General features: G+C 57.1%; 20 protein-coding genes. 9 read left to right on the top strand and 11 right to left on the bottom strand.

Features of this window, described 5'->3' with window-relative positions; genetic code table 11:
- The 8 genes from NZ453_RS14480 to NZ453_RS14445 all read right to left on the bottom strand — a co-directional run.
- A partial coding sequence (locus NZ453_RS14480; RefSeq protein ID WP_263771382.1) for a type VI secretion system Vgr family protein occupies nucleotides 1–1030 on the bottom strand: 1030 nt, incomplete at its 3' end.
- Nucleotides 1031–1070: 40 nt separating this feature from the next.
- The gene (locus NZ453_RS14475) at nucleotides 1071–1556 is read right to left on the bottom strand and encodes an OmpA family protein (RefSeq protein ID WP_263771381.1); all 486 of its coding nucleotides are present in this window, start codon (nucleotides 1554–1556) and stop codon (nucleotides 1071–1073) included.
- 115 nt (nucleotides 1557–1671) lie between these two features.
- Nucleotides 1672–2172 (bottom strand): Hcp family type VI secretion system effector, encoded by a 501-nt coding sequence (locus NZ453_RS14470; RefSeq protein ID WP_263771380.1) that lies wholly within the window; start codon nucleotides 2170–2172, stop codon nucleotides 1672–1674.
- 136 nt (nucleotides 2173–2308) lie between these two features.
- Entirely contained in the window at nucleotides 2309–3796 is a 1488-nt protein-coding gene (gene tssC, locus NZ453_RS14465) for a type VI secretion system contractile sheath large subunit (protein ID WP_263771379.1), read from the bottom strand.
- A 3-nt stretch (nucleotides 3797–3799) separates the two neighbouring features.
- Nucleotides 3800–4306, bottom strand: a complete 507-nt coding sequence (gene tssB / locus NZ453_RS14460; RefSeq protein ID WP_263771378.1) for a type VI secretion system contractile sheath small subunit — start codon at nucleotides 4304–4306, stop codon at nucleotides 3800–3802.
- A 57-nt stretch (nucleotides 4307–4363) separates the two neighbouring features.
- The gene (gene tagF / locus NZ453_RS14455; RefSeq protein ID WP_263771377.1) at nucleotides 4364–5404 is read right to left on the bottom strand and encodes a type VI secretion system-associated protein TagF; all 1041 of its coding nucleotides are present in this window, start codon (nucleotides 5402–5404) and stop codon (nucleotides 4364–4366) included.
- Nucleotides 5405–9316 (bottom strand): type VI secretion system membrane subunit TssM, encoded by a 3912-nt coding sequence (gene tssM, locus NZ453_RS14450; RefSeq protein WP_263771376.1) that lies wholly within the window; start codon nucleotides 9314–9316, stop codon nucleotides 5405–5407.
- Between the two features lie 52 nt (nucleotides 9317–9368).
- Nucleotides 9369–10160, bottom strand: a complete 792-nt coding sequence (locus NZ453_RS14445; RefSeq protein ID WP_263771375.1) for a M15 family metallopeptidase — start codon at nucleotides 10158–10160, stop codon at nucleotides 9369–9371.
- Between the two features lie 337 nt (nucleotides 10161–10497).
- Here NZ453_RS14445 and tssJ point away from each other — a divergent pair, with 337 nt between their 5' ends.
- The 9 genes from tssJ (at nucleotide 10498) to NZ453_RS14400 (ending at nucleotide 21896) form a co-directional block, all read left to right on the top strand.
- A complete protein-coding gene (gene tssJ, locus NZ453_RS14440; protein ID WP_263771374.1) occupies nucleotides 10498–11397 on the top strand; it encodes a type VI secretion system lipoprotein TssJ in 900 nt (299 codons plus the stop codon).
- A gap of 5 nt (nucleotides 11398–11402) precedes the next feature.
- Nucleotides 11403–12749 (top strand): type VI secretion system baseplate subunit TssK, encoded by a 1347-nt coding sequence (tssK, locus tag NZ453_RS14435; RefSeq protein ID WP_263771373.1) that lies wholly within the window; start codon nucleotides 11403–11405, stop codon nucleotides 12747–12749.
- A 13-nt stretch (nucleotides 12750–12762) separates the two neighbouring features.
- Nucleotides 12763–13548 (top strand): type IVB secretion system protein IcmH/DotU, encoded by a 786-nt coding sequence (gene icmH, locus NZ453_RS14430; protein WP_263771372.1) that lies wholly within the window; start codon nucleotides 12763–12765, stop codon nucleotides 13546–13548.
- Between the two features lie 18 nt (nucleotides 13549–13566).
- Nucleotides 13567–14055: a type VI secretion system baseplate subunit TssE gene (gene tssE / locus NZ453_RS14425; RefSeq protein ID WP_263771371.1), complete on the top strand. Its 489-nt coding sequence runs from the start codon at nucleotides 13567–13569 to the stop codon at nucleotides 14053–14055.
- The gene (gene tssF, locus NZ453_RS14420) at nucleotides 14056–15915 is read left to right on the top strand and encodes a type VI secretion system baseplate subunit TssF (protein ID WP_263771370.1); all 1860 of its coding nucleotides are present in this window, start codon (nucleotides 14056–14058) and stop codon (nucleotides 15913–15915) included. It begins immediately after the preceding gene.
- On the top strand, nucleotides 15879–17027 hold the full coding sequence (gene tssG, locus NZ453_RS14415; RefSeq protein WP_263771369.1) for a type VI secretion system baseplate subunit TssG: 1149 nt from the start codon (nucleotides 15879–15881) through the stop codon (nucleotides 17025–17027). Before tssF ends, tssG begins: the two co-directional genes overlap by 37 nt.
- A 454-nt stretch (nucleotides 17028–17481) precedes the next feature.
- The gene (locus NZ453_RS14410; RefSeq protein ID WP_263771368.1) at nucleotides 17482–19446 is read left to right on the top strand and encodes a TonB-dependent receptor plug domain-containing protein; all 1965 of its coding nucleotides are present in this window, start codon (nucleotides 17482–17484) and stop codon (nucleotides 19444–19446) included.
- 3 nt (nucleotides 19447–19449) lie between these two features.
- The gene (locus tag NZ453_RS14405; RefSeq protein WP_263771367.1) at nucleotides 19450–19998 is read left to right on the top strand and encodes a YfiR family protein; all 549 of its coding nucleotides are present in this window, start codon (nucleotides 19450–19452) and stop codon (nucleotides 19996–19998) included.
- Between the two features lie 2 nt (nucleotides 19999–20000).
- On the top strand, nucleotides 20001–21896 hold the full coding sequence (locus NZ453_RS14400) for a putative bifunctional diguanylate cyclase/phosphodiesterase (protein ID WP_263771366.1): 1896 nt from the start codon (nucleotides 20001–20003) through the stop codon (nucleotides 21894–21896).
- Here the strand turns inward: NZ453_RS14400 and NZ453_RS14395 are convergent.
- The 3 genes from NZ453_RS14395 to NZ453_RS14385 all read right to left on the bottom strand — a co-directional run bounded on the left by NZ453_RS14395 (nucleotide 21879) and on the right by NZ453_RS14385 (nucleotide 25536).
- On the bottom strand, nucleotides 21879–22451 hold the full coding sequence (locus NZ453_RS14395; RefSeq protein WP_263771365.1) for an NUDIX domain-containing protein: 573 nt from the start codon (nucleotides 22449–22451) through the stop codon (nucleotides 21879–21881). The two genes, NZ453_RS14400 and NZ453_RS14395, sit on opposite strands and share 18 nt — an antisense overlap.
- Before the next feature lie 61 nt (nucleotides 22452–22512).
- Nucleotides 22513–23991, bottom strand: coding sequence for an NADH-quinone oxidoreductase subunit NuoN (nuoN, locus tag NZ453_RS14390; RefSeq protein ID WP_263771392.1), 1479 nt, complete (start codon nucleotides 23989–23991; stop codon nucleotides 22513–22515).
- Nucleotides 23992–24018: 27 nt separating this feature from the next.
- Entirely contained in the window at nucleotides 24019–25536 is a 1518-nt protein-coding gene (locus NZ453_RS14385) for an NADH-quinone oxidoreductase subunit M (protein WP_263771363.1), read from the bottom strand.
- Nucleotide 25537 lies beyond the last annotated feature (1 nt).

Genomic DNA, 25537 nt, shown 5'->3' with positions numbered 1-25537 from the left:
CTTCGTCGGGGTCGCTGCCGTAGTAGAGCGTCTGCGGGTCGTAGTCTTCGAGGCCGTCGCTGAGCGCGGTGCCCACCGACCCTTGGTCGGTACGGCTCGTTTCGCCGCCCGTGTGCACGCTCACGGCCTTGTAGTCGTAGCTCGCGAGGGAGGTCTGGCCGCTCTGGATCTGCCGCGTGCCTTCCCAGACATCGACGGCATCGTCGGCTTCGACGCCGTCGGTGCGGTGGAAACGCACCTGTTGCAGCGGGTTTGAGGGCAGGACGGTCTGGCGGTCGAAGAGGATCAGGGTGTGTACGGGGACGCCGGCGCCGGCGTCGGTCTCGGCGGCGTCTCCCGACGTGCGCCCGGAAGCACTCCCCGAAGCGGCGCCGCCCCCGGCCCGGGCACCGGCCTCGCCCGGGGGGGCGGTGTCGGGGTCGGGGCCGTGGGTGTAGCGCCAGGAAATGCCTTCTTCGGCGAGCAGGCGGGTGATGAAGGCCAGATCCGATTCGCGGTACTGCAGGCAGTAGGAGCGGACGGGGTAGGTCTGGGTGAGGTCGTTACGCCAGGTGAAGCTCGCGAGGAACGCGGGGTTGCGCTCGCGGTGTTCGGTCAGGAGCGCTTCGACGATCGCCGGCACGCTCTTGTCCTGATAGACCCGGCTGTTGCGCCGGTGGGCGAGCGTGGCGAGCGCGGGTTCGATGGTCAGCCGGTAGCGGGCAAAGCCGCCGTCGGCCCCAAGCTGCTCGGCGCGGGTGACGAGGCCCGTCAGGAGACGCTCACCGCCGTCGGGAAGCAATAACCCCACTTCGACGGGTTGTCCGAGCAGGGTCTTGAGTTCGAGGTGGGCGTTCGCCGACAGGCACTCGAGGTCGTACCGATAATTGACCGAGAGACCTTCTTCGCCGTGCAGGCGGTGCGGCAAGAGCGTGGCTTCGGAAAACCCCCGCCCCGCGGCCAAACGCAGCCGCAGCAACCGGTCCCCTTGGCTAAAAAGCGATACGCCGCGGGCCTTCAGCGACTCAAGTAACTCAGAAGGCGAACTCATAGGTGGCGCACGCTCTAGGCAAGGATGGGGACGATGTTACTTAGTCGAACTTGATTTCAGCCGCGTGCTTCTTCGGCTTTACGGTCGAGAACTTCACCGAAATGTTGGCCGGATTCACCCCATGGCGCATCAGTTCGTCACGCACCGCGATGGCTCGTGCAACAGCAGAATCGGTGGCGTTCTTGATCTGGTTACGGTCGCAATAACCGGTAACCAGTAGCTTGTTCGAAGAGCGTGCTTTGTCGGCCAATTCTGCAATCGTGTCACGTGCCTTCCCATCCAACGCCACACTCATCTTCTCGAACGTGATTACCGTCGGATTAGCAATCTCGACCGATGGTTTCGGCGGCGGGACAGGACGAGCGGGCGCTGGCGCCGGTTCATTACCTGCTTGACCTGCGGCCGCTGTAGCGGCTCCTTTGTTATCGGACTCGTCCCCCGGCTTCGTCTCGTTGCTCGCACAGCCAACCAGCAAAAGAATGCTCAAAACGGCACCCGCCCCCCGCAAGTTGTATCTCCACAACATCACTATTCCTTTTTCATCAATCGGAACACCTCGTGGACGAAGTGTTCCTGTTCAAAAACCGGCCACGGCTTCGCACCGCAGCCGATGCATTGCTGCTTTGTCAGAAGCTCGTGGATTAAGCGATCGTCTTGTTCGCCGTGAGATCCCACCCTGCGCTGACGTTGCCGCCGGCAGAACCGTCCGCCCGCTTCTGCTGCGTGTAGGTCCATTTGATCTTGCCGTAGGACAACGCCACGTTCTCGACGGGAAAACCCGACTCATTGGCTGTCGTGCCACCCTGGGAAACGCGGGATACGAGAACTTGTTCCAGTTTGACGTCCATGTACTTCACTTTGTCGCCACCCGCTCGGCAGAACTCGATGGTGACCTCTTTGATATGTTTTCCCGTGCAGCAGGCTTCAAGGAGCTTGGGTGTCGCCTTATCCATGAGGTGCGAAAAATTGAACGCCCCGTGATTGACCCGCTCCGCCGTTGCCCCGCCGACTGAACTCGCCGTGCTCGATGCTGGTTGTTCGATCTGATGGTCATAACTGACGACCTCGATCCACTCCTTATGCTTGTCATCGGTGGACTCGCCGGGAATGCCGTCGATCTTGATGAAAGTATCAAATGCCATTCGTCTTTCTCCAGTTGTTGGTTAATCAACCTTTTAGTACAAAAAACAGTCGCACGACTTCATGCGACGTGCATAAACGCACCTAGCTCTTCTTTATGGGTTGGCCAGCTTGAACAGTGCGATCGGCGCCCCTCGTCTATCGCGCGGCTTTCGGCAGTTCGGCCACCAGCCGCAGCGATATGGTTAGCTCATCGAGTTGGAAATGCGGACGAAGGAAAGCCGCTGCTCGATAAACTCCAGGTTTTCCGGGCACCTCCACGACGTCGACTCTTGCCTCACGAAGTGGGTACTTGGCCTTAGCTTCCTGCGACGCCGAATCGTCCAGCAACACGTACTGTGCCAGCCACGTATTCAGGAAATCCTGAACGTTTTCCCTTGACGCAAAACTGCCGATCTTGTCCCGCATGATCGCCTTCATGTAGTGAGCAATGCGGGATGCCGAGAAGATGTACGGCAATTGGGTGGACAAGCGGGCATTGGCATTGGCGGCATCGGTGTTGTAGGTCTTCGCCTTCTGCGCAGACTGACCGCCGAAGAACGCCGCGTAGTCGGTGTTTTTGCAGTGCACGAGTGAAATGAAGCCGAGGTCCGAGAGAAGCTTCTCATTGCGGTCGGTGATCGCCACCTCGGTCGGGCATTTCAGGGCGATCTCGCCGTCGTCTGTACGGAACGTGTGCGTCGGCAAACCTTCCACAAGCCCGCCCCCCTCGACCCCGCGGATAGCAGCGAGCCAGCCGAACTTGGCAAAAGCGTCAGTCAACCGGGCGGCAAACGCATAGGACGCATTGCACCACAAGTATTTGCTGTGATCGGAACCGTCAACGTCTTCCTCGAAATTGAATTCCTCAAGAGGAACTGTTTCGCGTCCATACGGCAGACGACCAAGCATGTGCGGAAGCACAAGGCCCACATACCGAGAATCTTCGGACTCCCGGAACGACTTCCACTTTGCATACTCGACGGTATCGAATATTTTCGACAAGTCTCTCGGCTTGCCGATGTCGACGTAACTCTCCAGGCCGAATAGCGCCGGTGAAGCCGCCGTGATGAGCGGTGCATGGGCCGATGCGGCGACGTGGGACAACTCGTCCAGCAGATAAAAGTCCTCCGGGTGCCTGGAAAACTCATAGTCGCCGATCAACCCCGCATAAGGAGCTCCCCCGAACGTGCCGTATTCTTCTTCATAGATCTTCTTGAACAACGCACTTTGGTCAAACTCGGGTGACGTCTTGAAGTCCTTCACCAAATCCTTCTTGCTGGTATTAAGGACCTTGATCTTCAGCATCGGACTCGTCTCGGACTGCATCACGAGGTATTTCAGCCCTCGCCACGACGCCTCCAGTCGCTGGAAATCGGGGTGATGCATGACGGTGTTGAGCTGATCGGACAACAAGGCGTCCAACTGGGCAATCCGCATGTCGATGCTTGCGGCGAGATCCATCGATACCGTGACGGTCCCAGCCAGAACTTCGTCGACCAGTTCCCCAATCTGATCGCGCGTGCTCGCCTTTTCGGTTTCAGAGCTCGCGACTTTGCTCTGGGCGACGATTTGATCCAGAAGCCCGAGCGCTTCACCTTCGGTTGTCTCTGGCGTATCGAGAACTGCCAATTCTTGCGTCCCCATGACTTACTCCCCCTTCTTCGAACGCGCCGCGCCGATTTTTTTGAGCTTCTCGGTATCGCGCATGATTTCGTCCAGCAGTTCTTCAAGCTTGTCGTTGCCGCTGATCTTGTTCCGCAGATCGGAAAGCCGGGTCCGCACTTCGAGCAGTTTTCTCAAGGGCTCCACTTGGTTGACGACGTTCGTCGGATCGAAGTCTTCCAGCTTGCCGAAGTTGAGTTCCATCCCTAGCTGGGTTCCGTCGTTCTTAAGTTTGTTCTCGACACGCAAGTTGAGGCGCGGCGCGACCCCCTTGAGAACTTCGTCAAAATTGTCTCGATCGATATCGACGAACTTGCGCTCCTTGAGTTTGGGCAGCGGAGTCTTTGGATTGCCGCTATAGTCGCCGAGGACCCCCAAGACGAAGGGCAGTTCCTTGGTTTCTATGGCGTCTCCTATTTCAACGTCATACGTTATCTGGACTCGGGGCGGACGCACCCGCGATAGCTTTTTCTGTGTGCTTTCCTTGGCCATGAGACTTCCTTTCAATAAGGGCGTACGAGCGGCGAGCTCCTGTGTTTGCGATCGGGTTCAAGCATTAACTTCCAATTGCTGTGTCATTTCGTCGAGGAAGCCGCACAGCATTGAAAGACGGAAATCTGGGTCGACCAGGATTCGGCCGAGAGCATAGGAAGCCTCTGCATACATACGGTGGCTTTTCCACGCCTCGTGTTCGATCCCCAGGTCGAGCAACATTCCGCGCTCGACGGCTCCGCCAAGCATGACATTGACGAAACTGTCCGGAAGCCGACCAACACTGGCGACAAGTTCCGCTCCGTGGTCTGGGCGTCGCAACAAGAGATAGCTTCCCCGCCATGCGACGCCACGCTCATAGGGGCTCCAAAGAGCAGACAAAAGCGACAACCAAGTGCTCGCCATCAGCCCTTGCTCTCCTTTATTGGCGGGCAGAGGAAGAAGGATCAGTTGGTTCGTCGCCCGGTTATCGAACCGGCGCAGATAGTCTTGATAGAAAGCGACGTTTAGCAGGGCCTGATGCAATGTCGCCGGATACCGGGTGCCGGCTAGGAGCTCAGCCACCCTTCCGGCCGGTTCCACCGACATGAAACGCTGCACGACACTCTTCGCGAGTTGTAGGTCATCGTCGGCGGAATCGTAGGCCCGTAGATTCGTTTCGAGGAATTGACGGCATGACAGCGCTTCGACTGAGTTCTCAACCGCGTTGGCCACCTGCTCGCGCAACCCATCAAAGAAAACTTCGTACGCGATCGGCGATACCGGTAGATATCCCTCGATCGATTCGTACGGGAGAATTGCAGCAGCCACCAGGGGGTACCGGCGTCCGGCACTGTCATGGCTAGGGGCGAGAATGCCGACCATGATGTAGCTCTGATCCTGCGACACGTACTGAAAATCGACTGCGCCGGTTGCCTCGAATCCCACGCCGTCAGCAGACATTCGATCAAAAACGCGCTGAACCAAACCGTCGAATTCCAGAACGACCGGATGATTCGCATTGACCCGAACGAAATCGGGTCGGTTAGGCAGCTTTCCGAATAATGTGTATGTGGCGGCGGTTTGCGCATCAATCCGCTTAAAAGGCAGGTTAAGCATTCAACTCCCTTTACTCGTGATTTTTTCCGGAAGGCTCAGGCGGCGGAAACCCGACAGCGAAAGCGGGTTGGCCCCGCTCACCATGCGGAAATTGAAACGGACTACGGAACCCTCAGGGTCGCCGCCAGGACTACCGCGTTCCGGCCCTGCGCTAGCGGGCTTGAAACGCCACTCAAGTACCGCCGCGCCGTTGCCGTGGTCGTCGATGCGTGCCTGATTGAGCAAACGCATGAGTGCGAGGCGCCCGCCGAAGCTCGCAACAGAGGTCGCCACGCCAGAGAACGACACCGCTTGGATGCGTGTCCCCTGTACCACGTTGGGTTGCGGATTAGGCCAGGTGAAACCGCTCCAGGGTTGTGGTCCATTGCGATAGCGAAGAGCCTGCCCGTCGACCTCGATGAAGATCTCGCTCAGCCCTGGAGTAGGAACGGGCTGCAGTTCGAAGCGTGCCGCGTCGCCTTCCTGAAGCACCGCATTGCCGGCAGCGGTCAGGCCGGCGATGCCGGACAGGAATGCGGGATTGAAAGCGACCCCCAAATTCGCCCACGTCCGCGGAACCAGTTGGTCGCCCCGTCGCGTTACCAACCCGGTGAGGTTCTTCTCCACGAACTTCGGCAAGAGGCCATCCCCCGGCTTCAAGAACTTGGCAATGTCTGCCAAGGAGGCCTCGTTCGCTGAATCCGCGAATGGATACTTGCTGGACAGACTCTTCCACGTAGTAAGGACCTCCGAGCGCCAACTGCGGTTGATCTCCTGCTCGACGGGAGGAATCAACGTCGCATAAGCCTGAACCAGGGGACGAACGAGAAGCGGCCGGAGGATTTCGCGAGCGTCATCCCCGGCCGTCGAGAGCAATACACCGTCGATCATCGACAGACCTTCGGCGAACTCGGACCCACTGCCGCTTAGCGTTGCCTGCATGAGTTGCTTAGCGGGCGTTCCAGGCTCCGGGTTGGCCGCGATCTGCGCTAGCTTGACCTTCAGCTTGGCGAGCACGTCGAGATAGGCGGCCAAAGGGATGCGGCCACCCTCGCCGGGAGTCGTCAGTGAAGCAAGCAAGGCGAACTTAGCGCCGATTTCTCCAAGTTGCTTTTCCGAGGCCGGCGCATGTGTTGGATTCGTGCCCCCCAGCACGAGTTTCTCCGTTCGCTCGATCACGGAGTTCTTTGCCGTTTCGATGGACTTGCTCAGTTGCGAAGCGTTATCCCAAGCCGTTTCATAAGCAGCCTTCGCGATGATGAGCTTAAGCGGCGAGTTCTGACTGTCGGCAAGTTTCCCCAAGGATTGCGCTGCCACATCCAGCGAACCGAAATCTTGAATGGCGACGCCCTGGATGAACTTCTTCCACTCTCTGACAAACTCGGCTTTGTACAACCCCTCGAGCGTTTGCCGGTTGCGTTCGAAGTTGCCATCCTTGCCGAGATTCTCCAGGGACGAAGTGTCGAGAACCCAATCGTCTCCCTTGATCGATCCTTTGCTTGCGTCCAGGATTGCGTCCCGGAAGTATTTGTCCCACGCCTCACGGGTAAATGCGCCAGGAAGCGTTGTGCTTCCCGCAACTAGGTCGAGGTCCCGGTTGTTCAGTATGCGACCGATGGTCATTGGACCAAACTGAGTGTTCGCGCGTGCTTTCAGTTCGTTATATACGCGTTCGGCGGCGGACAGTTGTCGGAAGCTGCCTTTCAGGATTTCCCGGCTTTGTGCGACCAAGTCCTCCCTGTTTTCGATCAGGGGCAAATCCTCCTCGCCAATCTGAGACACATAGAAGGCCACGATCCGTTCCGCGAGCCGGTTGATCTCATCGACGCTGCCTTTGCCCTTGTTCTGGGCAAGCCACGGCCGCCAATACTTAGGAATCTGATCAGAGAGATGAGAAATCTCCATCCGCTCCTTTTGCTTGAGCATCAGGTATGTCTTGAGGGCGTTGTAACTGTCTTCCAGCCGCGAACCCGTAGACGATGTACCGGGGAGCAGCTTTGCCAGCGAGTTCAATACCGACGAACCTTGGCGTGGGGTCCTAGTCACGTCTGAGTCCGCACCGCTTGACAATTGCGTACGGATCACTGAAAAGGCCGGTGTCCCATGACTCCGGAAAACGGCCATGGCCGGCTTGGTCGCCTCATCTACGCTCTGCAGCGTGAACGAAATCGGAATAAAAGGCAGATCGGGCCCGCTTGCGGGAGGCTTCGGCAGAATCTTTGGGGCCGGTGATTTCGGTTCTTCCTGGGGGACTGGCACCTGAACGGCTCGCGCCGGCTCACGCAAGCCCGACAGAGTGGTTTCAAGCGCTACCTTCACTGGCGAGAGCATCAAGTCTCGAACGCCAGCGAAGTATTCCTTGCGCAGGGCACGCTCGACTTCTTCACCCTGGTAAAGTCCCAAACCCAATCTGAACGGATACCCGTCTCGCCGATACTGATACAGTTGCTCGACGCGCAACTGCAAGATTTGGAGCGCTTTCAGGCGATCTACTAGCTCCCCGCTCTCCGCCAGCTTGCGCGCCACCGTCAACTCCTCTTGTGCACTCGCTACAAGCTTCTGGTTGCCGATAAAGGACCATGTCAACCCACCGGCGATAATCGCCAGGCAACATAGACCTGCCGCCATGCCGGCCAGACGGAAGCGACTGCCAACAGATTTCACTTGTCGGCCAATGAGATGTTGATCCGGGAAGATCACATCTTTGAACAAACTTCTCAGGAAGAAACTGTTCGATGCCGGCGAGAGCATCGCAGTGCGCCCGTCCTGGGAAAGATCGAAAATCCTCGAAATTCGATTCCCTGCTGCGAGGTGGGGGTTACCCTCCTGCAAGGCGCTGGTGAAATAGAAGCCGCGCAAAAGTGGCTTGCTATGGTATGGGTCGTTCTGAAAAAGCAGTTCAACAAACTTGCACACCGCTTCGCGCATGTTGTTGAACTCGATCGGAAACGCAAAAAGCGCCGGACGTCGAACATTGCCGCGATTGTTCGCCAGTTTGTCAAAACCCATTTGCACAAGGCCGCGATGCAGTGCGTCGAACTGTTGCCCCACGACTCGCACTGCGTCGAACTCGCTTCCCTGATCGTGAGACAGAGTAGCTCCCCAGACGGCCTGCCTTTGTTCGTCTGGCAGATCTTCGAAGAACTGAGCAAAACCTCCGAGTAAATCAATCTTTGTAAAGAGAAGATAGATCGGCACCTTGATGCCAAAAGCATCGTCGATCTCGTTGATGCGCTCCCGAACCTGGCGCGCGTATACGGCAAACTGCTCGCTCTTGTGCTGGACGAGTTCCGGAAAGCTGACGGCGACGAGGATTCCGTTGGCCGGGGCCTTGGCGCGATACTTCTTCAGCAGCTTGAGAAACTCCAGCCATTCCGGGCGGTCTTCCAACTGGGTTGAGTAACGACCAGCGGTATCCAGCAAGACGCCCTCGGTCGTAAAGAACCAGTCGCAGTTGCGCGTGCCTCCGACTCCCTGAATCGCTTGTTTGTCGCCAAACGGGAAGTCGAGTCCCGAGTACAGCACAGCGCTGCTCTTGCCGGCAGCGGGGTGGCCGATAACGAGGTACCAAGGAAGCTCGTACAAGGCGGCCCTGCCGCTCGTCTTCCCTAGTTGCGATGTTTTCAACGTATCGATCGCCGCCAACAGGCGCTGCCGAAGTTGCGCAACATCGCGTCGCTGCTCGGCGTTTGCGCCAATGACAGCCTCATCCGTTTGGCGACGCAATACCTTCTCAAGCAGAACTCCTGCACGATCGGCAAGCAGGCGGCCAATGAGCAGCGCGACAACCCAGATCAGCATGACTCCGATGATGATGGTTAGCCGCGTTTCTTGCGAAAGACCGGCAAAAGGGCCGACAAACCACACCAAGGCGATGACGATCAAGAAACCGAGAGCCGACGCCAGTTTCGCGTTGCGTAACAGCTTACTCATCAAGAGACTCCCCTCCTCAATCGATATTTCCCCGAATCAAATCCAACGTTTCTCATTTCGAATTCCTTGCACCAGCCATCTCGACATGCCCATAATCCTTGAGCGACCACAGGCCTCCCCACGTCAGGCCGGCTCGCTCCGCTTCTACGCCGAGCGCGGTATACGCTTCCATAGCCCACGGGTCGCGTTCGGAAATAACCAACCGCCCATCCCTCACCGGAGCGATGTCCGCCGCAAGGCCATATTGGTGCTTGCTCTGAAACGCCCTGGCATTCGTTACGCTGCTGCCAAGATCGGCCAGCCTCTCCTGCCGCTCGGGGCTTCTGTAGCCCTCAAGGAGAGCGAAGGAATAGCCTCTTGATTCGAGACGCGACAGCATGCGCAGCAGAGCTTGCATGAACTGTGGGTCGAGTTTGTTCCAGTCTCGATCCGCGGTTTCCAATGCCGGTCGTTCACTACCGACGAAAATGGACGGAGGCAGTGGGGGCGGGGGAACTAGTCGCTCGGGATTGAGAGCCGCCTGGATATGGTCTTCGCGGTGCCATGCCAGAACGGAGAGCGGATCGGGCGCAATTTGCCCGGAAAACAGGAAGACGACGCCGACGACGAGGCAGCCGGTGCCGAACACCGCCAGGGCCTGCGCGCCAAGTCTCCATGAAAACCGAGGATCAACAGATCGGCCAGTAGACGGCGATCTTTTCGGAGCAACGACTAAAGCCCCGATGTGCGCAGGCTCAAGCGCTCGATCCGGCGTAATGGCGAAGAAACGCCATCCGACCCATGTCAGCACCAGAAGAAGGCAAAAAACCACCCCCCAGAGACCCCAGAGCATAAAAACACTCATTACCCCGACACCTTTTGTAAGACGTTCTCACAGGGTTCGTACCCTGAAGAACGGTTCAAGCCGCGTCACCAGAAATCCTCGTCAGCGACGTTGGTGGCTATGCCGAACTAGCCGTAGCTTCAAAGACTTACTGAATAATCCGCCGTCTCATAAACAACACGATGTGATTAGATTTCAGACGATCATAATCAACACAATGACGAAATTCTACCTCAAATCTAAAACTTGTTGGATAATATGCATCACATCTTGTTACATTTATCGATGCTAATCAATTGAAGTCATCATTTAGCTATGACTTATTGCATATAACCAAAGTACTACTCGGGTGGGCGCCATGAGCCGTTTCCTACTGCCATTCACTGTGTTGTTGGTGAGTTCGTTGCTTGGCTGTTCTTCAACGCCCAAGCAGTACACAATTCGAGGAGATGGTGACTCGACCCTGAATAGGGATATCAGCGGAAAATCGCTGTCCGTGGTGGTCCGGATTTATCAGTTAAAGGACGCACGCGAGTTTTCGAAGCTAACCTTCGATACGCTTGCCGCGGGCTACCCCGACGCCGAACTGCTCGGTCCGGCACTCCTCGACAAGACGGACGTGATCGTTGTCCCTGGAGGCAATTACTCCAGTACAGAGAAATTGCTTGATGAAACCCGCTTTGTGGGCATCGTCGGTTTCTTCCGAAACCCTGATCGGCACCATTGGCGCCAGTTGGTAGACGTCCAGGCTTTGTCCGGAACGCGCAATGGGGAGTTGGCGTTCAAGGTTCAAGACTGCTACGTGATGCTCACTTCTGTGAAGCCGGTCATTCTCCCCGGGCAGTCTCCGCAACCACGCGGAGAATGCAGCACACCCGGCATGGTGGCGTCGCCAGTTCAGAATTACCGCCCCGGAATGTCCAACACGCAACCAGTTCAAGCAGGGCAACGCGGAGCTAACCCCGCAGGCACCAACCGGGCCAATACCTCTTCAGGGGGGTTGCCGCAAGGCATGCCCGAAGTAAATGTGAATGCCGCAACTCCGATCGCTCCAACCAACGTTCGCATAGGAAGTGGTGGTGTGACTTCCGTCACCGTCGGCGAGCAGAGCCCCGGGAACAGCCAGCCACCGGGGTACTACAACAATCAACCGGGCTATTACGGCAATCAACCCGGATATAACAATCAGCCTGGCTACTACAACAACCAACCGAACTATTACGGCAACCAGCCGGGCTATTACAACGCTCCGAGATAAGCAAGATGACGGCATCAGGCAGGATCCTGTGGGGAGAAGGCCTTTTCCTTCGCCCGCAGCACTTCCAGCAACAAGCACTCTTTTTCGAATCCACGATTGCGCAAGGACTTCGCCAGGTTCACGCTCATCCTTGGGGCGTCCGAAATGTGACATTCGACGTTGAAGCCTTGCGTGGTGGGACTTTGCTTCTCAATACACTGGACATCGTTTTCGGCGACGGAACCGACTTTTCAGCCCCCTTCGCAAATCCGCTTCCCGCCTCGCGCAATCTCGCGGACATCGGTCACATCGGAACCGAAACAACGGTGTATGCGTGTCTGCCAGTATTGAATGGGTTCGGAGGAAACTGTGCTGAAAACGACGGCACAACGGCTCGTCGCCCCCGCTACCTGACCGCGCGAACAAATTGCGCCGATCTCTACACCGAAGCCTTAGAGGCGGAAGTAACGACCTTGCACCCGAACGTCCGACTGATGGTCGAGGAGGAGAATCGGGACGGACATCTCAGCCTGGCAATCGGGCGTCTTGCGAAGAACGCAAGCGGATCTTGGGAAGTCGTCGAGAGCTTCATTCCACCTCTCGTCGAAATCGGGGGAAACCATTACCTTGCAACCAGCATACGGCGTCTTCTAGATATCCTGGTCGTCAAGAACGTGGCTCTCGCTGCAAGACACCGCGAAAAGGTCAAGAGCATTGTCGAGTACGGCACATCGGACATCGCGTCGTTCTGGCTCCTGCATACCGTCAACCGAAGTTTTCCATTGCTTCGGCACTTCGCCTCGGTGCCGACGCATCCGGAGACGCTCTACGGACTGATGGCCCAGCTATGTGGTGAACTCATGACGTTTTCTTCGGAACTGACTCTGAAGGAGATTCCTGCGTACGACCACGAAGACCTCACTCACGTCTTCGGGCGACTCGACACTATGATTCGTGAACTTCTGGAAACGGTGGTCTCGGATCGATACGCGATCATTCCGCTCGATAACACCAAGCCCTCGTTCCTCGTGGGGCGGCTGGACAGCGAACGACTAGTGGAGAACGTCGACTACTACCTCTCGGTTTCCAGTGATCTTCCGACGACGCAGATACTCGAGACGGTCCCGCTCAAGCTCAAGGCCGGTTCTCCGGACGATGTGGAAAAAATACTCAACTCGGCCCTCCCCGGCGTTCGCTTGGTACATGCGACGCAGACCCCTGTCGCCCTCCCTGTCAGGGTCGGGAATCATTACTTTGTCCTTGAACCTCAGGGGCAAATCTTCGACCGCATGAAGAAGTCCCGCAGCATCTGCATTTACGTTCCCCAAGCCTTGCTCCAGATCAAACTGGAGTTGTTCGCCGTATTTCACTGACAGGACTTAGGTCATGACTTCCATTGCACTTCGGGATGCCGGCGCTCCCACAGCCTCTGAACAACGCTCGTTCTCGAAGAGTCTTCACGAACTCATGGAGGACGGTATCTACCTGCTATTCCTCTTGCGCAATGGAAACGCGCCGAACTCTTTGGCGGAATACCTCCGGCGCGTAGACCAATTCCTGACCCAGTTTGACGCCAATGCGAGGAATCTCGACAAATCACAAGCAGCGATTAGCGAGGCGAAATACGCCTTCTGTGCTCTCATGGATGAGATCATCTTGTCGTCCGACTTTTCGCTCCGGTCCGAATGGGAGCGCGCACCGCTACAACTGCGCCTTTTCGGCGACCATCTCGCTGGCGAGCATTTCTTTGAGAAGCTCGAGAAGCTGCGTCTCGACCCGGTCGCAAACGTGGAACCGCTCGAAGTGTTCTACACGATGCTGTTGCTCGGGTTTCAGGGCAAGTACCTGATCGAAGGTTCCGAGAAACTGGACTACCTGATAAGCCGCCTGGGCCAAGAGATCATTCATGCCCGCGGCGGGCGTTCCGAGTTCGCACCGAACTGGAAGCTTCCACAACGCTTTCAACAGTACGTGCGCAATGAGTTACCTCTCTGGCTCTTTTTTGCACTCCTTGCACTGACGGCCAGCCTGTTGTTCTTCGCATTCCGGTGGTTGCTCCACGGCGAGTCCGAACAACTGACATTGGAACAGGCGCGCCCGCCAATCGTGACGCCGCTCCCTGCGGGGAACGACAACGTTCAACCGACAAAAGCGGGACGGACGTCGAGTTGATGCACAGAAGGAAGAACGATGCGCGCTGACTTACACGGGATCCGTGTGCAGCCCTCGGTCCTCGACCGGTTGCTCGACGACGACCCGAAAGAAGCGGTGGAAAGCCGTAACCAGCAGATGTTCGACCTGCGCCGGTTGAAACAGGCTGTGGCTCGGGACATTGAGGCCTTGCTGAACACCCGATGCGTCGACCCGGAAGAAACGTTGGAAACCTTCCCGCAGGCCCGCAACTCGATGATCGGTTTCGGCATCACGGATCTTTCGAGTCTCAGCCTGCTCAATCCCAGTGATCGAGCCTATCTGCGGGACAAGATTCGCCAAACCGTGGAGCGGCATGAGCCCCGGCTTGGTGCAGTGCGAGTCAGCCTCGATACCCCAACCGATACGGACCGTACGCTGCGCTTCCGGGTCGACGCCTTCCTCGAGGTTCTTCCTACTCGCCCTCCAGTCAGTTTCGACGCTCGCCTTCAACTTTCCTCGAATTCTTGCCAGGTTAGGGAAAACTGAATGCTCAAGGAACTACTTCCCTATTACGAACGGGAATTGACGTATGTACGCGAACTCTCAGGAGAATTCGCTCAGCGCTATCCGAAGATTGCCCGACGATTGCTACTGGACGGAGAACAGAGCGAGGACCCGCACGTCGAACGTATCATCGAAGGTTTTGCCTTCCTCGCCGCACGTATCCACCGCAAGCTCGACGACGAGTTTCCAGAGATCACCGAAGCTTTCCTGCAAGTTCTCTATCCGCACTTCACGCAACCGATACCTTCCTGCACCGTACTGCAGATGGAGCTTGATCCGGATAAACCGGAGGTTGCCGGAAAGACGGTTGTCCCGCGCCACCACCCCGCCATCTCCCCACCTGTTGGCGGCATACCGTGCCATTTCCGCACTGTCTACGACGTAGAACTCTGGCCTCTGACAATCACGTCAGCGCGGGTCCAGTTAACGCAGGGTTCCGAATTTCTGCGCCGGCTCTGTCCGAGCGCCGCGGCCGCCATTACGCTTGAATTACAGACTCACGGAGCGTTGCCACTCAAGGTGCTCGGGCTCGATCAGCTACGGTTATTCCTCGACGGCGACCCAGGCCTCATGGCCCTGCTCTACGAACTCCTGATCATGAATGCCGTCCAGGTGCGCTTATCGGAGGACGGGCCAGCAACGCCCCATTCGGGGCTCATCCCGGCCAGCCACGTCCAGGCTGTTGGATTCGCGAACGACGAAGGACTCCTCGAGTATGACAACCGATCGTTCCTCGGCTACCGCTTGCTCACCGAGTATTTCGCGTTTCCCGACAAGTTCATGTTTGTCGATCTGGTTGGTCTCGGACGGCACACCACCGTCTTCTCCGGGGATCAGTTTTCGATTCAGATATTCCTAGGCCGCTACCTTGACGACGAACAACATAACCGATTAGCTCAGACACTAAACGCGGCGAACTTCAAACTCGGTTGCACGCCTGCAATCAATCTCTTCGCCCACGCCGCGGAGCCAATCCGAATCAGCCACCACAAGACGACCTATCCAGTCGTTGCCGACGGTCGGCGACAACGCGCCTATGAAACGATCGCTGTCCGCTCTGTCACGTGCGTGGAGAAGAACGGTTCGCATGAATCCTCTCGTCCGATTCCTCCCTTCTATTCGACTCAACATCACGATGCGGACGGTGAGCAACGCTATTACTGGTACACCACCCGCGAAGACGCGGTTCTAGAGAACGACGCAGGTACTGATGTAGAAATCGCCTTCGTCGACACTCAATTCACACCGCAGCGCCCTGAACTTGAAGTTCTCTCACTCGACTTGCTGTGCAGCAACCGTGATCTTCCAGAACAACTCCCTTTCGGTGGCAGCAACAACGCTACCCAAGGGGACTTCACGTTGCCGCAGTTCTCGGTCGTAAAACGCGTGCGGCCCCTGCGCAAGCCAACGCGAAGCCTTCGCGCAGCGGCTAAGCCAGGATTGCACTGGCGCCTGATTTCCCACCTCTCGCTAAACCATCTCTCAATCGTAAATGACGGGAAAGAAGCCCTGCAGGAAATGCTTGCGCTCTACAACCCGACACAGTCCCAGATGGCGAGACGCCAGATTCAGGGCATTGTCTCAGTTGACAGCCGACCGGCCACGACGCTCGTAACGAGCAAGCAGTTCTCCGGATTTGTTCGAGGCATCGACATCACGCTCACACTGGACGAGAACGCGTTCGTCGGAAGTGGCATGGTGCTCTTCGGCGCCATTCTCGAACGATTCTTCGCGCTTTACTGTGGTCCGAACAACTTTACGCGCCTGACTTTGCGTTCTAGGCAACAAGAACAGGAGATAGGCCGATGGCCAGCCCGGGCAGGCGAAGCGCTCGTGATCTGATCGATGAAATCTGCGCGGACGGACCGCACTTTCGCTTTTTCCAGGCGGTCAGGTTACTCGCGCTCACTCAAGGAACACGTGAGAAAGAACCTGGCGTCCCGGCGCAACTGCGATTCGGCTCACCTCTAACACTGTCATTTCTGGCCAGCGAAATCGTCGAAGTTAGGGCGCGGCAAGATGGTCCGGCAACCCGCACACAGCCCAATCGGGAAGCGCCGCCCTTCCCTGACGCCCCGCCCAACGAAACCACGTCTCAAGACGCTCCGCATGCGCTGGAGGGGGAAAGTGGTCCACGCAGCCTTAATATGACTTTGGGATTCATGGGAATGACCGGTCCGTCCGGCGTCCTGCCCCGCCCGTACACGGAAATGCTGATCGATCGGCGCAACCAGTTCCGCGACGTTACGGCGCATCGATTTCTCGATATGTTCACTCATCGGGCCGTTGCGCTTTTCTACCAGGCATGGCGGAAGCACCGCTTCTACCTGCCCTACGAAGCGAGTCAGAACGATCGATTCTCGCGCAACATCCTCGATTTGATCGGCGTGGGATTGGCCAATCTGCAACGGCGCCTCGAATCGCTCGGCGGCGGCATTCCTGATCGATTCCTGATTCACTACGCTGGCTTGCTAACGCAAAGACCGATTCCGCCGGTAAACATCGCGGCATTAATTCGCGGGTACTTCGGTATCGAGGCAACGATTCGGTCGTTTGTCGGCCATTGGGTGCCCCTTCCCGTCACTGAGCAAAGCGCGCTCGACGGGCGGCCTTGTAGGCTGGGACAAACGGCTTTCATCGGAGAGCGTTTGTGGGATCGTCAGACAAAAATGCGCATCGAACTCGGACCTCTCTCTCGAGAGGAGTTCGCTCGGTTTCTGCCGGGGCAGCCTGGTCTGAACGCTTTGCGACAACTCGCGCAATTCTGCGTTGGGCTGACACTTGATTGCGACCTGAAACTCATCCTCCGGAAAGACGCCATTCCCCATCCAGTACTTGGTTATGAAAAGGCCAAGCAAATCCCCCTACAACTCGGTTATTCGGCGTGGCTAAACACATCACCCCCATCGAAGCACGCTGACGACGTCTGTTTCACCTTGCTCGGACACCGCTGAGTTCGACGGGAAGGAGCGAGGCGGTAAGCGTTATCCGTACGCGAGGCAGCTGTCGCTCCCTCGTACCGCCCCATTGGCGCCCCCGCCTTCAAGCCTCAAACGAAGCATGAGCTCCCAAGGCAGAATCGATCGCACTCGCCGTGACACCAAGCGTTTCCACTGCTTGGCTAGCCGTAAGCGAAGGAATTGGCGGCTGTATAATGAACATATTCGGGTAGGGGCCGTGCCAAATTCGCGCAAAAAACGAGAAAAGCGATTTGGATGCGGGTGGAACTGAGATCGTCCATAAATTGCACGTATCGAACCTTCGGTGTTCTTTAGGTCGCGCCGCGATTGTGGCGTGTCGATGACATGCGCCCCCACTGCCCTCAACTCACGAGCCAAGCCGCGTCAGGGAGGACAGGATATGTGCCGATTGCCCCGCCTCAAACCGCGAAATCAACAACAACCGAGGATGCAGGTACGTAAGATCGCCAGCTTTGTTGCGGCACTTCTGCCGGCCGTATCTTTCGCTACGCCGGCCGCCAGCTCGGAAAGTCTGGCTGACCTCGGTCTGGAAGAGTTGCTCCAGGTTACCGTGGTCAGCGCCTCGCGGTTCGAGCAATCGACAACCGAAGCGCCGGCGACGGTGACGGTGATCGGTGAAGAGGAACTGCGCCAACGGGGATACCGCAACCTTGCCGAGGCGCTGGTAACGGTACCGGGTGTATATTCAAGCAACGACAGGACGTACACCTATCTCGGTGTACGAGGTTTGAATCGTCCCGGCGACTATGGGTCACGCTTGCTGTTGCTGACCGATGGAGCGCGGCGTAATGACCCTCTCTTCGATCAAGCATTGTTCGGTAACGAATCGCCGATAGAGATCGACTGGGTCAAGCGGCTGGAATTCGTGTCCGGTCCGGCGTCTGCCGTGTACGGGTCGAACGCGCTCTTCGGCACGGTGAACACGATCATGCTGGACGGCGGCGACATCAACGGAGCCCGCGTCACGTTGGACGCAGGATCGTTCGGCAGCAAGCGGGCAGGAGTGGTAGCCGGTGAACGGCTCGATGGAGACCGCGAGTGGTTCCTCGGTGTATCGGCATACAAAGCGGAAGGTGCTGATCTGTATTTTCCGGAATACGACAATGGCGTGACTGACGGCCATGCCCGAGGGCTCGATGGCGAACACTACGAAAAAGCCTATGCCAAGCTGCGGTTCGGAAATTGGCGCTTAACCGGCAACTTCAGCTCTCGAAAAAAAGACCTGCCAACCGCACCTTACGAGACGACCTTCGGCGAATCGGGTACCTGGGCGCGCGACGAGTATCGCCTGCTCGAACTGCGCTACGACGGTGACACCGAGCGTGGATGGCAACCATCCTATCGCTTGTTCACTGGCGGATACCGTTACGATGGTAACTATAACTACACCCCGCTGAGTAACACTCGCGACCGCGCTGTCGCCCGGTGGTACGGGGGAGAGTTCCATCTGGCATATACCGCAATTCCTAAACACAAACTGATGTTTGGCGTCGACTCGCAGTGGAATTGGCAACTGGAACAGCGTTACTTTGAAGTTGCGCCTTACACGTCGATCCTCAACACCAACGACCCTTCTCGGACGATCAGCGCGTTCGTTCAGGACGAGTGGCAATTCCAGCCGGATTGGCGACTCAATATTGGCCTCAGGCACGATCGAACGAAAGACTTTGAGCCGGAGACGTCGCCACGTGTAGCGCTGATCTGGCAAGCGACGAACCGCTTGACCTTGAAGGCGATGGGCGGCCGAGCATTCCGTGTCCCGAATGCCTACGAACGCTTTTACAACGATCAAAACGTTACTCAGGCTGCAAATCCGAACCTTTCACCGGAGCGTGTAAGCACGGCCGAACTTGCCAGCGCTTACCGGTTCGGGCAGAACGGGCGCGTAGGACTGAGCCTCTATTCCAGCCGGATCCAGCACCTCATCGATCAGACAACGGATGCTTCCGGCGTTTCAACGTATACGAACCAAGCGATGATCCGATCGCGCGGCGTTGAACTTGATGCAGAAAATCACTGGGCTTCCGGCTTGCGTCTCCGGGGCAGCGTTGCTTGGCAGCGCAGTCGCGTCGAAGACGGCACCGGGCTCGTGGATTCGCCCCAGCGGATGGGGAAACTGATCTTCGGTATTCCGCTCTGGGGCGGCTGGACCGCCTCGGGGGAAATGCTCGGGGTCTCTTCGCGTAAGGGCGTCAATGGACCGGTGCCGGGTTACGGCATCGCGAATCTTGCCGTGTCCACACGGACGGATGCGAGACTCGGGCAAATCAGCTTGGTCGTCAATAACCTAGGCGATAAGCACTACCACGACCCGGCGACGGCGAGTCTCATTCAGCATGCGATCGAGCAGGACGGCCGCCAGTTCCACGTGCGTTGGACACTCGGCCTCTAACATATGCGCGTTCTCCCTTACCTATTTCGGCACGCCGGCGCGGTACTTGCCTGCGTGCTGTTATGGGTCGGGCAGGCGACCGCGCAGACATCGCCGCAAGCATCCGAGCCCGAGTTGAAAGCGGCGATTATTGCGAACATGCTTCTTTTCGTTGAATGGCCTTCGGAAAGCGCACTTCGGTCCGATCTTCTCCGGGTCTGCTATTCAAGTAGCAGCCCTGTCGCCTCGGCGCTTGCCCGACTGGATGGAAAAACAATCAAAGGGAAAACACTCAGGGTCACGCAGACGAATGTCGAAAACCTATCCGCCTGTCACGCCTACTATTTTTCGCCCGCTGACGGTGCTGCCCTCGCCAAGACGGTCGGCGAAGCACGGCCCAAAGCCGTATTGCTGACAGGTGATTCGCCTGAATACCTTGAGCGAGGGATCATGATCAACCTCGAACTCGTTTCCGAGCGGATCGTCTTCGACATTGACCTTCGCCCAACACAGAAGGCGGGACTGCGCGTAAGCTCGAAGGCGCTGCGTCTGGCGCGGCAAGTGATCGAGTAACTATGGACATCGCCACAAACCCTCAGCATTCCAGGAAAGCGACCCTGCTCACCGCCGGCATCGCGTTGCTCGTCGCCTTTGTTCTGCTGATGGCTTACCAATTTGTTTCCGGTCGCCGTCAGCTGCTCGAAGAACTGCACACGGAAGCGTCGATCATCGGGGCCAACAGTTCTGCGGCGCTTGTATTCAACGATGAAAAAGCGGCTCGAGAAATCCTCTCCGCAATCGAGATGACACCGCGCATCCTGAACGCGGCATTGTACCGAGCCGACGGTACCCTGCTCGTATCGCAAGGTGACGTGCGAGGCGTATTCCCAAGGCACATTAGCGCCTACGACCCGACCACCGCTTATGGGACAGGGTGGGAACGGTTTCTCTCAAAGACGATCAGCCAGGAAGTAATTCAGGACGGGACACCGGTAGGCACCCTGCTCCTACATGTGACCAACCGATCACTGTATCGCCATATGATCGAGTACGCCGTGGGCGTTATCCTCATCGGCGCCCTTGCCCTTCTGATAACCAGCCATTTCACAGCAGGACTGCGGAAAAGGATGGCCCATACCGAGGGCCAACTGCATCAAATGGCGTTGTACGACCGAGTTACCGGGCTTCCCAATCGGCGTTTCTTCGAACACGAACTGGAATCGGCCGTCGGTCGCGTGAAACGAGAGGGGAAATGCGGCGCCCTCCTCTTCATTGACGTCGACGATTTCAAGAAGGTCAATGATCTCTGCGGCCATCAGGCGGGTGACGAAGTCTTGCAAATGATTGCGGAACGACTGCGGCACTCCATACGCTCGGCCGACATGATTGCCCGGGTTGGTGGCGATGAATTCGCCGCCATTCTTTACGGCGTGGGGGGACCGGAGAATGCCGCCAAGGTCGCCGCGCATATGATCTCGGCGATGAGGGAGCCGTTTCCGACTGAACCCATTCCGAGCCACGTCGGCCTCAGTATCGGCCTCGCCATGATGCCCAACGATGGCGAGGATCCGGACACCTTGTTACGCTGGTCCGATATGGCAATGTATGTCGCCAAATCGCACGGCAAGAATAGATACCAGTTCTTCTCGGAGGACATCAATCGCAAGGTCCGGAGCGAACTTGAGCTCGAGGGTGGTTTGCGCAAAGCGCTTCAGGACCGCAATGACGAACTCTGGGTAGCGTACCAGCCACAGCTCAGCGCCAAGACGCGGGAGTTGGTTGGTGTCGAAGCTCTGATGCGCTGGACCATGGCCAACGGCACAATCGTCAGCCCAGGGGAGTTCATCCCAGTGGCCGAGAAATCCGGCCTGATTGTCGACCTGGGGCAATGGCTGTTGAACAGGATCTGTACCGATTTGGCCGAAATGCGAGCTCAAGGCCTCGACATTCCAAAGGTCGCCGTCAACGTCTCGCCACGCGAATTGACGCGCGGAAATATTGTGGTCGAGCAGATACGCCAGACCATCGAACAGCATGGTGAACGCGAGGAGCGCTTTCAGTTCGAGCTGACCGAGAGCACTTTGATGAACGAGAGCGGCTCCCAAGTCCTGAATGCCCTCCGCCAAGCGGGTTTCACGCTTGCCATCGACGACTTCGGCAGCGGCTATTCGTCCCTCGGCTATCTTAAGCGGTTCGATGTCAGCACTCTGAAGATCGACCGCCAATTCATTCAACACCTGCCGGCGGATACCGAAAACGCCGCGATCGTAACAGCCGTGATTCAGATGTCCAAAGCGCTCGGTATCGCGGTAATTGCCGAGGGCGTCGAGACGGAAGCCCAAGCGGATTTCCTTGCCTCCAGCGGTTGCGACTATCTGCAGGGGTTCCTGCTCAGCCGCCCGGTTTCGACCCGGGACTTGATCGCGTACGCCACGGCCCGGACGGAATCGGCGTTACCAGTCGGAGCGTAAGACCTTCTCCGCCCACATCAGCCCGGTGATCGTTTTGCTATCCGTGATTTCACCGGCACGAACCGCTGCAATCGCCTCATCGAGTTCCATTTCCAGAACATCGACGAACTCGCCATGGTCTAGCTGCTGTTCCGACTTATGCTCGATGTCGCGTGCAAGAAATATCTCAATCCGTTCGTTCGAATAGCCGACACAAGGATGCATGACGCCCAGGTAGCGCCACTCGTTCGCCACGTGCCCGGTTTCCTCCAAGAACTCGCGCTGGCCGGTCGTCAGTATGTCTTCGCCCGGATCAATCTTGCCAGCGGGAAACTCAACGAAAACCTCCCCCAAAGGATACCGGAACTGCCTGACCAGCATCAGCTTGCCGGCGTCGGTAATTGGAATGACGACGACCGCGCCCTGGTGGACGATGTACTCGCGGGTACCCTCCTGGCCATCCGGCAAGCGAACTCGGTCCCGGCGAACGTCGAGCAACTTCCCTTTATAGATTTGGCTTCCCTCGATCTGAGTCTCGTGCAGATGCGGATGAAGTTCTGACGACTTGCTGCCCATACCGTTCTCCAATGAAAAACGCCCCGCCAAGGCGGGGCGCCGTATGCCTTCTCTCGGGATTCTATAACCCGATCGACCTTGAAAGGCCGAACATGCAGAATGTCATTAATGCATTCGGGAAAATCCCGAGCAAAGCCACGGCCAAGCCATTGGCCGACATCAATACCTTCACGTCCATCGTCGCTTCAATGCGCTCCGTGCTTGAAGGCGCATCGAAATACATCACTTTCACCACGCGGAGATAGTAATACGCGCCGACGAGCGAGAAAAACACGGCGGCAATCGCCAACCAGATATTGCCGGCTGCCACCACCGCTTGTATCACCGAGAACTTAGCGAAGAATCCGACGAAAAAAGGAATCCCCGCCAGCGAGAACATCATCATCATCATCATCCCGGCGAACCAGGGACTACGCTTGTTGAGTCCCGCAAAGTCGCTGATCTCGTCTGCCTCGAACCCCACTCTGGCCAACAACATGATGATGCCGAACGTGCCAGCAGTCGTCAGCACATAAGTCACCACGTAAAACATGGCCGAGCTGTATGCGCTGAGGGCATAACCCGGATCACCACCGACGACGCCGCTCACCATACCAAGCAACATGAAGCCCATGTGAGAGATGGCCGAGTAAGCCAGCATCCGCTTCAAGTTAGTTTGCGCAATCGCCGCGAAATTCCCGACGGCCATTGACAGAACCGAAAGCACCAACAACATGGCCTGCCAGTCCTGGAAGGCGATCAGCATGCCGTTGACGAGAACACGAATGACAATCGCGAACGCAGCGATCTTCGGCGCACTGGCAATGAACAGCGTCACCGCCGTCGGCGCCCCGTGATAAACGTCGGGGATCCACATATGAAACGGAACAACACCGAGTTTGAAAGCAATGCCCGCAACTAGGAACACCAACCCAAAGACAAAAGCGGTGCGGCTGAATTGCCCGGAGAAAGTCCTCTCCGCGATGCCAGAAATCTCCAGCGATCCGGTTGCGCCATAGATCATCGACATCCCATACAGGAGAAGACCGGATGCCAAAGAACCGAGAACGAAATACTTCATCGCAGCTTCGGTCGCCGCGACTGAATCGCGGTTAATCGCTACCAGCGCATACAACGACAGCGAAAGTAATTCGATGCCGATGAAAACGGTAAGAAAGTGATTGGCGGAAACCATCACCATCATGCCCAGCGTTGCAAAAAGCGTCAGCGTGTAGAACTCGCCGCGGGCCATCTGCGGCCGATCGTTGATGTAACCCCGCGAATAGAAGAGGATGACGATGACAGTCAGGTAGAGCGCCAGTTTCAACATGTCGCCCATCAAGTCACCGACGTACATGTTGCTGAACGTATAGAGAACGTTCCCCGAACTCGTATAGAACGTGACGACTATCGCCCCAAGAAGCGTCAGTTGCGTAAGCACGAAGGTCGCCGTGCGCTTCTTGTCCCTCACGAACAAGTCCGCCAACATGATCAAACAGGCCATTGCTGCAACAAAGATTTCCGCGCTGGCCAAGCGCAGGTCGGGCGGTAGGAATTGCAAATCAGCAAGCGTCATAGCGGATACCAGTTATAGGATCTTGCTTACGGCAACGTGGCGCAGCAGTTCGTTCACTGAACTGTGCATGACTTCAGTAAACGGTTGGGGATAGAGGCCCATACCTAGAGCACCGAGTGCCAGCAGGACGAGAATGAAGAACTCCCGCGCATTGATGTCTGTGAGTTCAGCCACGTGGTGGTTCCCAACCGCTCCGAACACGACACGTTTGTACATCCAAAGCGTATATGCGGCACCAAGAATCATCGTCGTCGCGGCAGCCACAGCAACCCAAAAATTGAACTTGACTGCGGCCAGAATCACCATGAATTCGCCGACGAACCCGGAGGTTGCAGGTAAACCGGCATTCGCCATCGCGAACAACATGAAGAAGGCGGCGAACTTAGGCATCGTATTAACAACGCCACCGTAATCCGCAATGAGGCGCGAATGCACTCGGTCGTACATCACACCGATGCAGAAGAACATCGCAGCCGCGACGAAGCCATGGGAGATCATTTGCACGATCGCCCCTTCCATCCCCAGCGTGCTTCCGACTCCCAGACTGCCTTCTTTACCAATCCCACCGAACATGAAGAATCCGAGCGTCACGAACCCCATGTGCGCAATCGATGAATAAGCAACCAACTTCTTCATGTCGGCTTGAACTAGAGCGACGAAACCGATGTAAACGACGGCAATGAGCGAAAGAGCGACGATGAATCCTGAGAGCTGTTGCGACGCATCCGGAGCAATCGGTAACGAGAATCGCAGAAATCCGTACGCGCCAAGTTTCAGGGCGATAGCGGCAAGGACTATAGAGCCGCCGGTCGGTGCCTCCACGTGTGCGTCCGGCAACCACGTATGGACCGGCCACATCGGCACCTTGACAGCGAAGGCCACCAGCAGCGCCAGGAAAATCCACATCTGCTGAACCATTCCGAGCGGCATACGGTGCCAGTCGAGAATCGAAAAGCTTCCTGATTCCACGTAGAGGTAGATCAGTGAAATCATGAACAGCAAGGAGCCCATCAGCGTAAACAAGAAGAACTTGAACGCCGCATACACACGCCGCGGACCACCCCACACACCGATAATCAGGTACAACGGGATCAGTGACGCCTCAAAGAAGACGTAGAACAGAATACCGTCGAGCGACGCGAAAATGCCGTTCATCAGGCCCGACATAATCAGGAACGCCGCGTTGTATTGGGCTACCTTACTCCCGATCACCTGCCATCCGGCGAGCACGACGATAATCGTGATGAAGCTGTTCAGGATGACGAACAGCATCGAGATACCGTCAACCCCGAGGTGGTAATTGATATTAAATCGAGGAATCCAGTTCTTTAGCTCGACGAATTGCATTGCCGGCGTCGCCAGATCGAAGTTCGTGTATAGCGGAATCGTCACGACCAACCCGGCGACTGCGCCAAGCAAGGCCAGCATGCGGGCGAGTGGCGCATTACGATCAGATCCAGTTGCTAACACCAGAGCACCGAAGCCGATCGGAACCCAGATGGCAAGTGAAAGAAGCGGCATACCTGACATA

It is taken from the genome of Propionivibrio soli (assembly GCF_025770765.1).
Classification (GTDB): domain Bacteria; phylum Pseudomonadota; class Gammaproteobacteria; order Burkholderiales; family Rhodocyclaceae; genus Propionivibrio; species Propionivibrio soli.
This window is presented reverse-complemented; position numbering and strand designations above follow the sequence as displayed.

Excerpts from the sequence above, each read along its gene's own strand:
- NZ453_RS14470 (WP_263771380.1), bottom strand. The coding sequence starts at position 2,172 with ATGGCATTTGATACTTTCATCAAGATCGACGGCATTCCCGGCGAGTCC.
- tssC (WP_263771379.1), bottom strand. The coding sequence starts at position 3,796 with ATGGGGACGCAAGAATTGGCAGTTCTCGATACGCCAGAGACAACCGAA.
- icmH (WP_263771372.1), top strand. The coding sequence starts at position 12,763 with ATGACTTCCATTGCACTTCGGGATGCCGGCGCTCCCACAGCCTCTGAA.
- tssK (WP_263771373.1), top strand. The coding sequence starts at position 11,403 with ATGACGGCATCAGGCAGGATCCTGTGGGGAGAAGGCCTTTTCCTTCGC.
- NZ453_RS14385 (WP_263771363.1), bottom strand. The coding sequence starts at position 25,536 with ATGTCAGGTATGCCGCTTCTTTCACTTGCCATCTGGGTTCCGATCGGC.
- tssE (WP_263771371.1), top strand. The coding sequence starts at position 13,567 with ATGCGCGCTGACTTACACGGGATCCGTGTGCAGCCCTCGGTCCTCGAC.
- NZ453_RS14400 (WP_263771366.1), top strand. The coding sequence starts at position 20,001 with ATGGACATCGCCACAAACCCTCAGCATTCCAGGAAAGCGACCCTGCTC.
- tssB (WP_263771378.1), bottom strand. The coding sequence starts at position 4,306 with ATGGCCAAGGAAAGCACACAGAAAAAGCTATCGCGGGTGCGTCCGCCC.
- NZ453_RS14410 (WP_263771368.1), top strand. The coding sequence starts at position 17,482 with ATGCAGGTACGTAAGATCGCCAGCTTTGTTGCGGCACTTCTGCCGGCC.
- tssM (WP_263771376.1), bottom strand. The coding sequence starts at position 9,316 with ATGAGTAAGCTGTTACGCAACGCGAAACTGGCGTCGGCTCTCGGTTTC.
- tssJ (WP_263771374.1), top strand. The coding sequence starts at position 10,498 with ATGAGCCGTTTCCTACTGCCATTCACTGTGTTGTTGGTGAGTTCGTTG.
- NZ453_RS14475 (WP_263771381.1), bottom strand. The coding sequence starts at position 1,556 with ATGTTGTGGAGATACAACTTGCGGGGGGCGGGTGCCGTTTTGAGCATT.
- NZ453_RS14405 (WP_263771367.1), top strand. The coding sequence starts at position 19,450 with ATGCGCGTTCTCCCTTACCTATTTCGGCACGCCGGCGCGGTACTTGCC.
- tssG (WP_263771369.1), top strand. The coding sequence starts at position 15,879 with ATGGCCAGCCCGGGCAGGCGAAGCGCTCGTGATCTGATCGATGAAATC.
- tssF (WP_263771370.1), top strand. The coding sequence starts at position 14,056 with ATGCTCAAGGAACTACTTCCCTATTACGAACGGGAATTGACGTATGTA.
- NZ453_RS14395 (WP_263771365.1), bottom strand. The coding sequence starts at position 22,451 with ATGGGCAGCAAGTCGTCAGAACTTCATCCGCATCTGCACGAGACTCAG.
- tagF (WP_263771377.1), bottom strand. The coding sequence starts at position 5,404 with ATGCTTAACCTGCCTTTTAAGCGGATTGATGCGCAAACCGCCGCCACA.
- NZ453_RS14445 (WP_263771375.1), bottom strand. The coding sequence starts at position 10,160 with ATGAGTGTTTTTATGCTCTGGGGTCTCTGGGGGGTGGTTTTTTGCCTT.